This is a genomic window from Micromonospora sp. NPDC051300 (assembly GCF_044455315.1).
Taxonomy (GTDB): domain Bacteria; phylum Actinomycetota; class Actinomycetes; order Mycobacteriales; family Micromonosporaceae; genus Micromonospora; species Micromonospora robiginosa.
Window position 1 is genome coordinate 240359 of the sequence record NZ_JBITEP010000002.1, and the last position, 14261, is coordinate 254619.

Consider the following 14261-nt stretch of genomic DNA (forward strand, 5'->3'; position numbering starts at 1 on the left):
CCGTGGCGAAACACGACGGGGGGTTGGTCCGATGGCGGGCCGCATGGTGGTCGGTTCTGCCGCCCTGGCCGGGCTGGTGCGTCCGGCGAGCGCGCCCGACCCGGCCGGTGGCCATCGGATGCTCCCCGTGCGGGCCGAGCTGACCGGGCTGCTGCCCAACCGGGGGCTGCGGCGCGGCAGCACCGTCGCGGTCGGCCTCGGCCAGCCCCGGCACAGCGGCGCCACCTCGCTGATCCTGGCGTTGCTCGCCGAGGCGTCCCGGGCCGGCTCGTGGTGCGCCGTGGTGGGCGTGCCCACCTTCGGGGCCGGCGCGGCGGCCGAGGCCGGAATCGCCCTGGACCGGCTCGCCCTGGTGCCCGACCCCGGGCCGGAGTGGCCCACCGTGGTGGCCGCGCTCATCGACGGGGTCGACGTGGTGGTCACCGCCGTGCCGACCACTGTCGCCGCCTCGGTCGCCGCCCGGCTGGCCGCCCGGGCCCGGCAGCGTGGCAGCGTGCTGGTCCCGTACGGCAGGTGGGACGGCGCGGACGTGACGCTGCGGGTGGTCCGCGGCGTCTGGCAGGGGCTCGGGCCGGGCCGTGGGCGGCTGCGCCGCCGTGAGGTGACCGTCTCGGCCCGCGGCCGGGGCGCCGCCGCCCGGCCCAAGGAGATCAAGGTGTGGCTGCCCGGCGACGAGCTGACCCGGGTGATCCCCCGTTCCGTCGGCTCCGGCGTCCCCGCCCCGACCCGCCGGCTGCGCGTGGTGACCCCGGTCGCCCGTCCGCTCACCGTGGCCGGGACGGGCCGGTGAGCGGCGTCCCGCCCCGGGCGCTGCTGCTCTGGTGCCCGGACTGGCCCGTCCTCGCCGCCGAGATCGTCGACGGGGTGCCCGCCACCGACCCGGTCGTGGTGCTGCACGCCAACCGGGTGGTCGCCTGCTCCGAGCGGGCCCGGGCCGAGGGGATCCGGCGCGGGCTGCGTCGGCGGGAGGCGCAGGGCCGTTGTCCGGGGCTCGTCGTCGTCGACCACGACCCCGGTCGGGACGCGCGGGCGTTCGAGCCGGTGGTGGCCGCCGTCGAGGAGGTGGTCGCCGGGGTCGAGGTGATCCGGCCCGGCGCGTGCGCGACAGCCGCCCGGGGGCCGAGCCGCTACCTCGGCGGCGAGGAGGCGGCGGCCGAGCGGATCGTCGAGCACGTCGCCCAGAGCTGCGCGGTGGAGAGCCAGGTCGGCGTCGCCGACGGGGTCTTCGCGGCCGGGCTGGCCGCCCGGGAGGGACGGATCGTGCCTCCCGGCGGCACCACGGAGTTCCTGGCCGGCCGGCCGGTCGAGGCGCTCGGCCGGCCCGCCCTGGCCGACCTGCTGCGCCGGCTCGGGATCCGCACCCTCGGCGACTTCGCCGCGCTGCCCGCCGGGGACGTGCTGGCCCGGTTCGGGTTCGACGGCGCGCTGGCGCACCGGCTCGCCGCCGGGCGCGACGACCGCCCGCTCGCGGTCCGGCAGCCGCCCGCCGACCTGACCGTCACCGCCGAGCACGACGAGCCGATCGACCGGGTCGACGCCGCCGCGTTCGCCGCCCGGACGCTTGCCGAGCGCCTGCACGAGCGGCTCGCCGCGTACGGGCTGGCCTGCACCCGGCTCGGCATCGAGGCGGTCACCGCGCACGGCCAGGAGCTGCACCGGGTGTGGCGGCACGACGGCCTGCTCACCGCCGCGGCCATCGCCGACCGGGTCCGCTGGCAGCTCGACGGCTGGCTCTCCGGGAGCAACGGCCGGGGCGGCGCCCGCCCGACCCGGCCGACCGCCGGCATCGTCCGGCTGCGGCTGGTGCCGGACGGGGTGCTCGCCCAGGCCGGCCTGCAACCCGGGCTGTGGGGGGAGACCGGCGCGGAGCGGGACCGGGCGCACCGCGCGCTGAGCCGGGTCCAGGGCATCCTCGGGCCGGAGGCGGTGGTCACCGCCGTGCTCGGCGGCGGGCGCTCCCCGGCCGACCAGGTGCGCCTGGTCCCGTGGGGCGACGAACGGGTGCCCACCCGTCCCGGCCCGCCGCCGCTGCCGGCCCTCCCACCACCAGGTGCCCCGTCGTCGGACCTTCCGTCGCCGGATCCGGTCGCGTCCGCCGGTCCGGGCCCGGTGGCGAGGCGGGGCGGTGGCCGGGCCGGGCGGGGTCGGGCGGTGGTCGAGCCGCCGTGGCCGGGGCGGATCCCGCCGCCGTCGCCGGCCGTGGTGCTGCCCACCCCGCTGTCGGCCGAGGTGCGCGACGCGGCGGGGGAGCCGGTCGTGGTGAGCGCCCGGCTGGCGGTCAGCGCGGCGCCGGCCCGGTTGACCGTGGGCCCCGGCCGGCCGGCCGAGATCTCCGGCTGGGCCGGGCCGTGGCCGGTGGACGAACGCTGGTGGGCGCCGGCCGAGGCGCGGCGCCGGGCCCGGTTCCAGGTCTGCCTGGTCGACGGCACCGCGCTGCTGCTCGCGGTCGAGGGCGGGCAGTGGCTGGTGGAGGCCATCTATGACTGAGTGGCGGTGCCCGGTCGGTCGAGCCGGCACTCTTCCCACCTTCCGGTCCGAAAGTGCCCCTCCGGGGGCCGTTTCGCACCAGGATCTCGGCCGGGGGAGCGCCAGGTGAGCTTCCACAACCCGAAGATGCCCTGGTCGAAGCTGGAGCAGGTGCTCTCCGGGCGGGCGAAGGGCGAGCGCGGCGGGGGCGAGCGGCACCTGCACGTGGTGGACCCGCTCGCGGTCGACGCCGACGGCGGCGACTCCCCGGCCTGGAGCCGCAAGCGCCAGGAATACCGCCCGCCCGAGCTGGACCGCCCGGACGGCACGGTGGCCTACGCGGAGCTGCACGCGCACTCCAACTTCAGCTTCCTCGACGGCGCCAGCCACCCCGAGGAACTGGCCGAGGAGGCCGCCCGTCTCGGGCTCACCGCGCTCGCCGTCACCGACCACGACGGCTTCTACGGCGTGGTGCGTTTCGCCGAGGCGGCCCGCGCGCTGCGGCTGCCGACGATCTTCGGGGCGGAGCTGTCCCTCGGGCTACCCGGCCCGCAGAACGGCGAGCCCGACCCGCTCGGCCGGCACCTGCTGGTGCTCGCGCACGGCCACGAGGGATACGCCCGCCTAGCCGCCACCGTCTCCCGAGCCCAGTTGCGCGGCGGGGAGAAGGGCCGCCCGGTCTACGGCGAGCTGGAGCAGATCGCCGACGAGCTGCGCGACCACGTGCTGGTGCTCACCGGCTGCCGCAAGGGGCACGTGCCGGCCGCGCTGCTCACCGAGGGGGTCGACGCGGCGGCCCGGGAGCTGGACCGGCTCACCGCGCTGTTCGGCGCGGAGACGGTGGCGGTGGAGCTGACCGACCACGGGCACCCGGTCGACGCCGACCGCAACGACGCGCTCGCCGAGCTGGCCGCCGCGGCCGGGCTGCCCACGGTGGCCACGAACAACGTGCACTACGCCACCCCGGGCCGGCGTCGGCTGGCCACCACGCTGGCCGCGGTCCGGGCCCGGCGCAGCCTCGACGAGATCGACGGGTGGCTGCCCGCCGCGGCCACCGCGCACCTGCGCAGCGGCGCGGAGATGGCGGCGCGGTTCGCCGCGTACCCGGGTGCGGTGGCGCGGGCCGCCGAGTTCGGCGCGGAACTGGCGTTCGACCTGCACCTGGTCGCGCCGCAGTTGCCGGCGTACCCGGTGCCGGCCGGGCACACCGAGATGAGCTGGCTGCGTCGGCTGACCATGGACGGCGCCCGGGAGCGCTACGGGCCGCCCGAGGCGCACCCGGAGGCGTACGCGCAGTTGGCGCACGAGCTGCGGATGATCGACGAGCTGGGCTTCCCCGGCTACTTCCTGGTGGTCTACGACATCGTCTCGTTCTGCCGCGAGCAGGACATCTACTGCCAGGGGCGGGGGTCGGCGGCCAACTCGGCGGTCTGCTACGCGCTGCGCATCACCAACGTGGACGCGGTGCGGCACCGGCTGCTGTTCGAGCGTTTCCTCGCCCCGGAACGGGACGGCCCGCCCGACATCGACGTGGACATCGAGTCCGACCGCCGGGAGGAGGTGATCCAGCACGTCTACGCCCGCTACGGCCGGGAGCACACCGCGCAGGTCGCCAACGTCATCTCCTACCGGCCGCGCTCGGCGGTGCGGGACGTGGCCAAGGCGTTCGGCTTCTCGCCCGGTCAGCAGGACGCGTGGAGCAAGCAGATCGACAGGTGGGGCTCGGTCGCCGCGGTCGACGTGGCGGACATCCCGGAGCAGGTGGTCGCGTACGCCAACGAGCTGCAGACGTTCCCCCGGCACCTGGGCATCCACTCCGGCGGCATGGTGATCTGCGACCGCCCGGTGATCGAGGTGTGCCCGGTGGAGTGGGGCCGGATGCCGGGGCGCAGCGTGCTCCAGTGGGACAAGGACGACTGCGCCGCCGTCGGGCTGGTCAAGTTCGACCTGCTCGGCCTGGGCATGCTGTCCGCGTTGCACTACGGCTACGACCTGATCGGGTCCAGCCTGGACCTGGGCGAGATGACGCTCGACGACCCCGAGGTCTACGACATGCTCTGCCGGGCCGACTCGGTCGGGGTGTTCCAGGTGGAGAGCCGGGCCCAGATGGCCACCCTGCCCCGGCTCAAGCCCCGCGAGTTCTACGACCTGGTGGTGGAGGTGGCGCTGATCCGTCCCGGCCCGATCCAGGGCGGCTCGGTGCATCCCTTCATCCGGCGCAAGAACGGCCAGGAGCCGGTCACGTACGCGCATCCGCTGATGCGCAACGCGCTGGAGAAGACGCTCGGCGTGCCGTTGTTCCAGGAGCAGCTCATGCAGCTCGCCATCGACCTGGCCGGGTTCGACGCGGCCGGCGCGGACCAACTGCGCCGGGCGATGGGCGCGAAACGCTCGGTGGAGCGGATGGCGCGGATCGCCGACCGGCTCTACGCCGGGATGGCCGAGCGGGGCATCACCGGTGAGCTGGCCGACGACGTCTACCGCAAGCTCACCGCGTTCGCCAGCTACGGCTTCCCGGAGAGCCACGCGATGAGCTTCGCCTACCTGGTCTACGCCAGCTCGTGGCTCAAGCGCTACCACCCGGGCCCGTTCCTGGCCGCGCTGCTCAACGCCCAGCCGATGGGCTTCTACTCGCCGCAGACGCTCGCCGACGACGCCCGCCGGCACGGGGTGGAGGTGCGGCGGCCGGACATCAACGCCAGCGGCGCCAAGGCGGTGCTGGAGTCGACGCCGGAGACCCGGTGGGGCAGCCTGCCGGGTGAGCCGCCGCACGCCTGGGGGCTGGGCGGTCCGGCGGTCCGGCTGGGGCTGGGCAGCGTCCGTACCCTCGGCGACGACGTGGCCGAGCGGATCGAGGCGGAGCGGGCGGCGCACGGACCGTACCGGGACATGCCGGACCTGGCCCGGCGGACCGGTCTCACCGCGGCGCACCTGGAGGCGCTGGCCACCGCGGACGCCTTCGCCTGCTTCGGGCTGACCCGGCGGCAGGCGCTCTGGGCCGCCGGCGCGGCGGCCCAGGACCGGCCCGGCCGGCTGCCCGGCACGGTGACCGGCGTGGACCCGCCCACCCTGCCCGGCATGGCGGCGGTGGACCGGCTGGTCGCCGACGTCTGGGCCACCGGCCTGTCCCCGGAGAGCCACCCGGCCCGGTTCATCCGGGACCGGCTCGACGCGCTGGGCGCGGTGCCGATCGCCCGGCTCGGCCAGGTGCCGCCCGGGCAGCGGATCCGGGTCGGCGGGATCGTCACCCACCGGCAGCGACCGGCGACCGCCGGCGGGGTCACGTTCCTCAACCTGGAGGACGAGACCGGCATGCTCAACGTCACGTGTTCGCCGGGGCTGTGGCAGCGCTACCGTCGAATCGCCCGCACCAGCGGCGCGCTGGTGGTGCGGGGCCGGTTGCAGCGGCACGAGGGCGTCACGAACCTCACCGCGGACCGGCTGGACGCGATCGAGCCGCCCGTCACGCCGGCGTCCCGGGACTTCCGTTGATGGTAGTGATCCACATTACGGTTTCCGGGGGCCGGACACGGGAGACTCCCGGACGCGGGTGGGCAGAGTCGCCCACCCCGGTATGGGGGATGAACGATGACCTTTCACAGCACGTACCCCGGTGGCGTGGCCAACGCCCGACGGACCCGGCTCGGCGCCGGGTGGGCGCCGACCCACGAGATCGAGCCGCGCGAGCACCAGGTGACCGACGGCCCGGTGGCCAACGCCCAGCGCTCCCGCGCCGAGGAGGACCCGGCGGGCGGCGGCGAGTCCTGACCCCCGCTTCCGGGGGTGACCGGCCCTGTTGGCCATGGTTAGGCTCGGCGGCGTGGAGCAGACCCGAACCCTCACCCCCCGCACCGCCGTGATCTGGGCGGTGCTCCGGGCCGAGCTGGACCGGCGGGCCGGCGAACGACTCTCCGTGCTCGACGTCGGCGGCGGGACCGGCGGCTTCGCCGTCCCGCTCGCCGAGGCCGGCCACCGGGTCACCGTGGTCGACGCCAGCCCGGACGCGCTCGCCGCGCTGACCCGCCGGGCCGCCGAGGCCGGGGTCGCCGATCGGGTACGCGCGACGCAGGGCGACGCCGACGCGCTGACCGGGCTGGTCGAGCCGGCCTCCGTGGACCTGGTGGTCTGCCACTCCGTGCTGGAGGTGGTCGACGCCCCGGAGCCGGTGATCGCGGCGCTGGCCGGCGCGCTGCGCCCGGGTGGCGCGGCAAGCGTGCTGGTCGCCGCGCGGGCCGCCGCCGTGCTGGGCCGGGCGATGAACGGCCAGCTCGACGCCGCCGCCGCGCTCGCCGCCGACCCGCACGGCACCGCCGGCGGACGGGACACCCTGCGCCGCCGCTACGACGCCGAGGGCGCGGGCGCGCTGCTCACCGCCGCCGGGCTCGCCGTCGAGGAGATCCACGGGGTACGCGTGCTCGCCGACCTGCTCCCGGCCGCGGTGGCCGACGGCCAGCCGGCCGCCCTGCTCGACCTGGAGCGCGCCCTGGCGGCGAAGTCGCCGTACCGCGATCTCGCCGCCCAACTGCACCTGTTCGCCCGCCGCCCGGCATGACCGCCCCGGGGCCGCTGGCACGGGTCGCGCCCCGCTACGGCGGTGGCAGCCTGGTCGACGTGCTGCCCAGCGCGCTGTCGCTGTTCGGTGTCCCGGGCGCGGCCGACCTGCTTGGCCTGACCCCCCGGCTGGCCGGCGTGCGCCGGCTCGCCGTGCTGCTCGTCGACGGGCTCGGCTGGCACCAGATCCCCACCGCCGCGCGGTACGCGCCGACGCTGGCCGGGCTGGCCGCCACCACCGGCGTCCCGCTCACCGCGGGTTTCCCCTCCACCACCCCGACCAGCCTGGTCGGCCTCGGCACCGGCGTCGCGCCGGGCGTGCACGGGGTGCTCGGCTTCACCGTCCGGGTGCCCGGCACCGACCGGGTGCTCACCCACGTCGACTGGGCGGGCGACCCGAACCCGTCCCGCTGGCAGCCGGTCCCCACCTGGTACGAGCGGGCCCGGGCGGCCGGGGTGGCGGTGACGGTGGTCAGCCGCCCCGAGTTCGCCGGCAGCGGCCTCACCCTGGCCGCCAACCGGGGCGGCGACTACCGGGGCGCGGCCGGCGTCGACGCGCTCGCCACCCGGATGCTGGCCGCGCTGGCCGCCGGCGCCGGGCCCACCCTGGTCTCCGGCTACCACCCGGACCTGGACCGGCACGGGCACCTCAGCGGCGTCGACTCCGCGCCGTGGCGGTCGGCTGCCGCGGAGGTGGACGCGCTGCTGGCCCGGCTGCTCGACGGGCTGCCGCCGGACGCGGCGCTGCTGGTCACCGCCGACCACGGCCAGCTCGACATCCCCGCCGGGCACCGGATCGACCTGGACGCCGATCCCCGGCTGCGGGCCGGGGCCCGGGTGGTGGCCGGCGAGCCCCGGGTCCGCTACCTGCACGTCGAGCCGGGCGCGGAGGCCGACGTGCTGGCCGCCTGGACGGCGGTGCTGGGCGGCGCGGCCGACGTGCTGACCCGGGCGGAGGCGGTGGCGACCGGCTGGTTCGGGCCGGTGCCGGAGGCGCACCTGACCCGGATCGGCGACGTGGTGGTGGTCTGCCGGGACACGTACGCGGTGGTCGCCACCCGGTCGGAGCCGCCGATGGTGTCGCGGCTGGTGGCGTACCACGGCGCGGACACCGCCGCGGAGATGACCGTGCCGTTGCTTGTGGTCCGGGGCTGACCGGCGCGGGTGTCGGACCGGCGGGCTAGCCTGCGGGTCATGGGCCGCAGCCAGTCGTTGCCCCGGGGCGCCGGTGACCCGCGCTTCGGGCCGGACGCCGACGACACCGGCTGTTCGATCCTGCACGTCGACATGGACGCCTTCTTCGCCTCGGTGGAGGTCCGCCGCCGTCCCGAGCTGCGCGGTCGGGAGGTGGTGGTGGGCGGCGTCGGCCCGCGCGGCGTGGTCAGCTCGGCCAGCTACGAGGCCCGCCGGCACGGGGTCCGCAGCGCGATGCCCACCGCCCGGGCCCGCGCGCTCTGCCCGGGCGCGGTCTACCTGCCGCCCGACTTCGCCGCCTATTCGGAGGCGTCCCGGGCGGTCATGGCGATCTTCCGCGACGTCACCCCGCTTGTCGAGCCGCTCTCGCTGGACGAGGCGTTCCTCGACGTGGCGGGCGCCCGGCGGCTGTTCGGCCCGCCGGCGGCCATCGCCGCGCTGATCCGCCGCCGGGTCGCCGAGGAGCAGCGGCTGACCTGCTCCGTGGGGGTGGCGTCGAGCAAGTTCGTGGCCAAGCTCGGCTCCACCCGGGCCAAGCCGAACGGCCTGCTCGTGGTGCCCGCCGACGGGGTGCTGGATTTTCTGCACCCGCTGCCGGTGTCGGCGTTGTGGGGCGTGGGGGAGCGGTCGGCGGAGGCGTTGCGCCGACTCGGCCTGCGCACCGTGCGCGACCTGGCCGAGGCGCCGCCCGGCCTGCTGCGCCGGGCGGTGGGCGAGGCGTCCGCCGCGCACCTGCACGAGCTGGCCTGGGGGCGGGACCCGCGCGGCGTGTCCCCGGAGCACGTGGAGAAGTCGATAGGGGCGGAGACCACGTTCGAGACCGACGTGACCGACCCGGGTGAGATCCGGCGGGCGCTGCTCGCGCTCGCCGACAAGGCCGGCGCCCGGCTGCGCGCGGCCGGGCAGGTGGGCCGGACGGTGTCGCTGAAGGTCCGGTTCGCCGACTTCCGCACGATCAGTCGGGCGCGCACCCTCGCCGTGCCGACCGACACCGCCCGGGAGATGTTCGACACTGCCTGGGCGCTCTGGGGCGTTCTCGCCCCGACCGAGCCGGTCCGTCTCGTCGGCGTCCGGATGGAGGGGCTCGCCCCGGCGCAGGAGACGCCACGGCAGCTCACCCTGGGCGAGCCGGAGCGGGGCTGGCGGGAGGCGGAGGCCGCGGCGGACGCGGCCGCCGCCCGATTCGGGCGGTCCGTCATAGGTCCGGCCAGTCTTCTCGGGCGGCGCGAGCAGCGGCGAGTCGAAAAACCGACCCGGCCGTAGGTCGTCCCGCTTTCCGACGCGCGAGGGCCCTCGTAGACTTGCGGGTAAGCAGCCGGCTGGCTGCCACGGTCTGTCGGCCCGACCGGGCCGACCAACGTGACCGGGGAGGAGTGCCGTGCCGCTCTCGGAGCACGAGCAGCGGCTGTTCGAGCAGATCGAGCGGTCGCTTGCCGAGGATCCCAAGTTCGCCTCGGCCGTGCGCGCCAGCGACCCGCGCTTCCACGCGCGGCGTCGCGTGCTCGTCGCTGCCGGCGTGGTCGTCGCTGGTCTGGCCCTGTTGATCTACGGGGCCGTGATCAAGATTCCTGCGGTGGCCGTGGCGGGCTTTGTCGTCATGCTGGCCTCGTTGGGCTACGCGGTGCAGTCGCACCGCCGATCCCAGTCGCCCGACCTGCACGTGGTCGGCGGCACCACGACGAGCCGGCGTCGTCCCCGTGGCCGCAGCGGCGGCCGCCGGGGCTCCTTCCTCGACCGGATGGAGGACCGCTGGCGGCAGCGCCCGGAGGGCCACCGCTGACCACGTCCGGTCCCTGACCCGGGCCGGGCGACGACGGGCCGCGCTCGCCGACACCTGTCGGCGAGCACGCCGGCTCCGTCATGCCCGTGCCCACCTCCCGACTCACGCCGGCCGCCTCCGGCTGCGCCCCAGAGTCACCGTCGACCGAGCCGGTAGGTTGCCTCCCGCCCCGTCTTGGCTCGCTCCGGCTCGTCGGGCTCCGGCGCGTCCCAGCCGCCCGCCCGGCAACCGGTAGCCGCCGACGCGTCCCCACCCGGCATCGTTCTCGACGAGAGACGGATCTTCCGCAATCCGGGACCGCCGAGATCTTGGAACGAACCGGCCCTCCAGGGGGCCATTTCCTACCAAGATCTCAAAGCGCCCAACCCGCCCCGCGTGATCAAGGAGTTCGCGCGGTGGTGACGCGAAGCCCTTGATCGATGAGGGCTGGGGGTGGGACGGGCGGACGGCGGCCGACCCGTCCCGGGTCGGCCGCCGGTGGACCGGTCAGCGGGCCGGGCGGCCCGCCAGCAGGCGACGCGGGCTCCAGCGGGCCATCCACAGCCGGGCCTGCCCGCTGGCGGTGACCAGCCGGGCCGACCGTTCGGCCAGGGCGGTCCGCCAGCGCATCAGCACCGACGGTGGCAGCACCGCCGCCAGCAGCCGGGTACGCCGGTCCGCGCGCGCGGCGAGCGCCACCCGTACCGTGCGCAGCGCGGGCTGCAACCCGGTGTCGGTGAGCGGCTCGCGGGCGTAGCGCGCGCGCTCCTCGGCCCGGCCCAGCAGTCGCACCCCGGTCGCCGCGCCGGCGTCCTCGACGAGCGCCTCCCGGGTCAGCCGCTCGGCGGTCGCCCGCGGGGTCTCGGTGCCGTCGACCGGGACGTGGAAGTCGACGAGCGTGTCCAGCAGTTCGTCCCAGGCGGCGTGCGCGTCGGCGCGGGCCGCCTCGGCGTCCACCCCGACCACGATCTCGCGGGCCCCGCCCCGCTGACCGGGCACGGCCACCGCGGTGGCCGTCGGCGGGGTCGCCCGGACCCGGCGCCGGCGACGCAGCGCCGAGCGGCGCAGGGCCGGCACGGCGAGCAGCGCCAGCACCGCGAGTGCCCCGGCCAGCCACCACGGCCAGACCGCGTCCCGCCGGGTCGGACCGCTCTCGCCGACCGCCAGGCCCTGGTCGGCGTCCTTGTCGAGCCGGTCCGGCTCGTTCGGGCCGGCCGACGGGTTCGTCGCGTCGGGCGCGGCGCTGCTGCCCGGCGCCGGCGTGGCCTCCTCCGGCGCGTCGACGTCCGGCGCCCAGGTGGACCGGACCGAGCCGGGGATGCTGGCGGCCGGGGTGGCGTCGAACGGCACCCAGCCGATCCTGTCGCCGAAGTAGACCTCGGTCCACGCGTGCAGGTTCTGGTTGGTCAGCACGTACGTGCCACCGTCGACGTTGCTGCCGTTGGTGAACCCGACCGCCACCCGGGCCGGCACGCCGGCGGCCCGGACCAGCCAGGCCATCGCGGCGGCGTACTGCTGGCAGTAGCCGACCTTGGTGGCGAGGAAGTCGGTGATGTCCGCGCCGCTGCTGCCGTTGCGGGTGGAGAGCGCGTACGTGAAGCCGTTCTCCACCGAGAAGTAGTCGTAGACCGCCCGGACCTTGTCGTAGTTGGTCTCCTTGCCCCGGGTGAGCCGATCCACCAGCCGGTCGACGTCCGGGATCGTCGGCGTGGCGGTCTGCTGCCGCATCACCGCGCTCTCCGACGGCGGGGCCGGCGCGGCGCGCAGCGCCCCGGGGCTGTACGTGGACCGCACGTAGTCGAACGAGTAGCGCTTGCCGCGCGCGTTGTCCCGGTTGGAGAAGACCACCTGCTGGTTGGGGTCGTAGCGCCAGTTGCCGTTGAGGTCCTCGGTGCGGACCGGCTCGGCGTAGACCGGCAGCAGCGGCATGTTGAGGTTCTTCGTCACCTCGACGGTGGCCCGGTAGGTCCGCTGCTCGACCCCGCGGGGGGCGCGTTCGGCCGGGTCGGGCAGGTCGCGGGTGACCGGCTGCCCGGCCGGCACGCGTGCCTGGAAGCCGCTCGGCCGCAGGTCGTCCACCACGCCCAGGCGCAGGTAGAACGGGTTCGGCTCGTTGGTGGTGACCTTGACCAGCTCGAACCGTTCGCTCTGGTTGAGCTGGCCGCTCAGCGCCGCGAACAGGTCGATCCGGCCGGTGTTGCCGCCCTGGCCGGGCCGCCCGTTGCCGTCGCCGGGACCGGCGCCGACGTTGTTCATCAGGCCGCCGGTCATCCCCGGCACGGCCAGCGGCAGCACCACCGCCACCAGCACGCCGACCACGGCCAGCCGGCGACCCGCGGCGGCCAGCGGCGACGCCTCCCACACGTCGACGTCGCGCCCCTCGCCGGTGAACCGGCGGCCGAAGCGGCGGACCCGGTCGACGTTGTCGGTCACCAGCAGCCACAGGTAGCCGGCGGCGCCCACCACGAACGGGGTGGCGGGGACGCTGTCCACGTAGACCGCGACCGGCACCGAGTAGATGGCCAGCATCGGCAGCCCGGCCAGCGCCGGCCGGCGCAGCCCGACCGCGAGCACGTCGACCACCACGGCCACCGCGCCGATGCCGAGCACGGCGAGGAAGAGCAGCGAGTCGACGTCGGGAACCTTGACGCCGTACGCCCGCATGTCCTGCAACGAGGTCTGCAACAGGTCGCCGAAGTGGGCGAACGTGGCCGGGGTCGGCACGAACGCGAGCAGCTCGGTGCCGCCCGGGAAGACCCAGGTCAGGCCCAGGGTCAGGCCGGCCAGCATGGCGAGCAGCTGCCCCCACAGCGGGAACCGGCCCAGCCGGCTCAGCGCCGCCGCGCCGGCCACCACGGAGACCACGATGGCGGCCTGGACCAGCCACGTCCAGCGCTCGAAGATCGCCGACAGCGGGGCCGCCGCCAGCAGGGTCGCCGCCGCGGCGACGAAACCGATGTTGCGGTGCGGGGTCACCGAATCGTCCTTCCGGTCATCGCATGCCGCCGGCGACCGTCTCGGCCAGCGCCGCCCGCAGGGCGAAGCCCTGGGAGCCGCGCCCGGCCTGCGGCCACAGTGCCGGCAGCCGGTTGCCGTGCTCCACCCCGATGACCCGCCAGCCGCTCTGCAGCAGGGCGAGGGCGGAGCTGCCGTGCGCCCGCTCCGCCTCGACCCGGGCCTTGGGCGGCAGGTTCAGCCAGGTGTTGCTGTCGAGCAGGAACGCCACGCAGGTGGCGCCGTTGCCACGCAGCCCGGCCAGCAGCTCCGCCTCGGCGTCGCCGAGCGTGCCGAACAGCGCGATGATCAGGCCGCCGTCGGCCCGCTGCCGGACCTGCTGCACCAGCGTGGTGATCTCGCCCCGCCGGTCCAGGTGCACCTCGGCGAGATGGTCGAGGAGCACCCCCTCGCCGCCGGCCTCGGTGGCGTCGACGTCCACGCCGTTGCCGGTGACCAGGCGCAGCTTGTAGCCGGCCTGGCGCAGGTGCACGGCGATGCTGGCGGCGGCCGAGACGGACCACTCGAAGCTGGCCGTCGGCCCCTCGCCGCGGTGGCCGGTGGCCCGGGTGTCCAGCACCACGGTGGCCCGGCTCTCCCACGGCTGCTCCTCGCGGCGCACCATCAGCTCACCGGTGCGGGCGGTGGACTTCCAGTGCACCCGGCGCAGGTCGTCGCCCATCCGGTACTCCCGGGTGGCGGCGTCGTCCTCGCCGTGCACCGCGACCGAGCGGGCCCGGCTGTCGCCGCTGCCGGCGTACTCGCCGGGCAGCCGCACCGAGGGCAGCGGGTTGACCTGCGGGATCACGGTGAGGTGGTCGGTGCTGGGGAACGACCGGGTCAGCTCGCACAGCCCGAACGGGTCGGTCAGCCGGATCACCAGCGGACCCACGTCGTAGCGGCCGCGCACGTCGGCGCGGACCGTGTACGCCACGGAGCTGGCCTGGTGCGCGCCGAGGCGTTCCAGCACCACCCGGGGCCGGCTGCCCAACGCGTAGGGCAGCCGGTCCTCCAGCAGCAGGGTGCCGGTGGGCAGCCGGGACAGGTTCTGCAACCGCAGCACCACCCGGGAGCTGGAGCCGACCGGCACCCGGTGCGGCTCCAGCGTGCGGTGACAGGCCAGCTTGTAGCGGCTGCGCCCGACGTACGCGGCCGCGAGCAGCGGCAGGACGGCGAGCAGGACGGCCACCCGGAGCAGGTCCTTCTCGCCGAGGATGGCGGCGGAGATCGCGGCGGCGACCGCGGCCGCCAGGAATGATCGGCCGCGGGTGGTCAGCCCACGCAGGCCGTCACGCAC

Annotated in this window: 10 protein-coding genes; 8 read left to right on the forward strand and 2 right to left on the reverse strand. The window is 76.2% G+C overall.

The genetic code is table 11. The annotated features are described in order from the left end of the window. The first annotated feature begins 31 nt into the window (after nucleotides 1-31). From ACIA5A_RS04210 to ACIA5A_RS04245, 8 genes are all read left to right on the forward strand, one after another. Nucleotides 32-790, forward strand: coding sequence for a hypothetical protein (locus ACIA5A_RS04210; RefSeq protein ID WP_396756248.1), 759 nt, complete (start codon nucleotides 32-34; stop codon nucleotides 788-790). After that, a complete protein-coding gene (locus ACIA5A_RS04215) occupies nucleotides 787-2487 on the forward strand; it encodes a DNA polymerase Y family protein (protein WP_396756250.1) in 1701 nt (566 codons plus the stop codon). Before ACIA5A_RS04210 ends, ACIA5A_RS04215 begins: the two co-directional genes overlap by 4 nt. Before the next feature lie 105 nt (nucleotides 2488-2592). Further along, nucleotides 2593-5958, forward strand: coding sequence for an error-prone DNA polymerase (locus ACIA5A_RS04220; RefSeq protein ID WP_396756252.1), 3366 nt, complete (start codon nucleotides 2593-2595; stop codon nucleotides 5956-5958). A 96-nt stretch (nucleotides 5959-6054) separates the two neighbouring features. Next, nucleotides 6055-6234 (forward strand): hypothetical protein, encoded by a 180-nt coding sequence (locus ACIA5A_RS04225; protein WP_089157237.1) that lies wholly within the window; start codon nucleotides 6055-6057, stop codon nucleotides 6232-6234. A 34-nt stretch (nucleotides 6235-6268) separates the two neighbouring features. After that, nucleotides 6269-7018: a class I SAM-dependent methyltransferase gene (locus ACIA5A_RS04230; protein ID WP_396756254.1), complete on the forward strand. Its 750-nt coding sequence runs from the start codon at nucleotides 6269-6271 to the stop codon at nucleotides 7016-7018. Further along, the gene (locus ACIA5A_RS04235; RefSeq protein WP_396756256.1) at nucleotides 7015-8172 is read left to right on the forward strand and encodes an alkaline phosphatase family protein; all 1158 of its coding nucleotides are present in this window, start codon (nucleotides 7015-7017) and stop codon (nucleotides 8170-8172) included. Before ACIA5A_RS04230 ends, ACIA5A_RS04235 begins: the two co-directional genes overlap by 4 nt. Before the next feature lie 39 nt (nucleotides 8173-8211). Next, nucleotides 8212-9474, forward strand: coding sequence for a DNA polymerase IV (locus ACIA5A_RS04240; RefSeq protein WP_396756258.1), 1263 nt, complete (start codon nucleotides 8212-8214; stop codon nucleotides 9472-9474). A 115-nt stretch (nucleotides 9475-9589) separates the two neighbouring features. Beyond that, the gene (locus tag ACIA5A_RS04245) at nucleotides 9590-9991 is read left to right on the forward strand and encodes a DUF3040 domain-containing protein (RefSeq protein WP_181569539.1); all 402 of its coding nucleotides are present in this window, start codon (nucleotides 9590-9592) and stop codon (nucleotides 9989-9991) included. A gap of 486 nt (nucleotides 9992-10477) precedes the next feature. Here the strand turns inward: ACIA5A_RS04245 and ACIA5A_RS04250 are convergent, their stop codons facing one another. Together ACIA5A_RS04250 and ACIA5A_RS04255 are read right to left on the reverse strand one after the other, a co-directional pair. Next, a complete protein-coding gene (locus ACIA5A_RS04250; protein ID WP_396756260.1) occupies nucleotides 10478-12946 on the reverse strand; it encodes a DUF3488 and DUF4129 domain-containing transglutaminase family protein in 2469 nt (822 codons plus the stop codon). 16 nt (nucleotides 12947-12962) lie between these two features. Continuing rightward, nucleotides 12963-14261, reverse strand: a complete 1299-nt coding sequence (locus ACIA5A_RS04255) for a DUF58 domain-containing protein (RefSeq protein WP_396756262.1) — start codon at nucleotides 14259-14261, stop codon at nucleotides 12963-12965.

Bases quoted from the DNA above. Each gene is read 5' to 3' on its own strand.
- ACIA5A_RS04210 (WP_396756248.1), top strand. From the start codon at position 32: ATGGCGGGCCGCATGGTGGTCGGTTCTGCCGCCCTGGCCGGGCTGGTG.
- ACIA5A_RS04225 (WP_089157237.1), top strand. From the start codon at position 6,055: ATGACCTTTCACAGCACGTACCCCGGTGGCGTGGCCAACGCCCGACGG.
- ACIA5A_RS04230 (WP_396756254.1), top strand. From the start codon at position 6,269: ATGGTTAGGCTCGGCGGCGTGGAGCAGACCCGAACCCTCACCCCCCGC.
- ACIA5A_RS04235 (WP_396756256.1), top strand. From the start codon at position 7,015: ATGACCGCCCCGGGGCCGCTGGCACGGGTCGCGCCCCGCTACGGCGGT.
- ACIA5A_RS04240 (WP_396756258.1), top strand. From the start codon at position 8,212: ATGGGCCGCAGCCAGTCGTTGCCCCGGGGCGCCGGTGACCCGCGCTTC.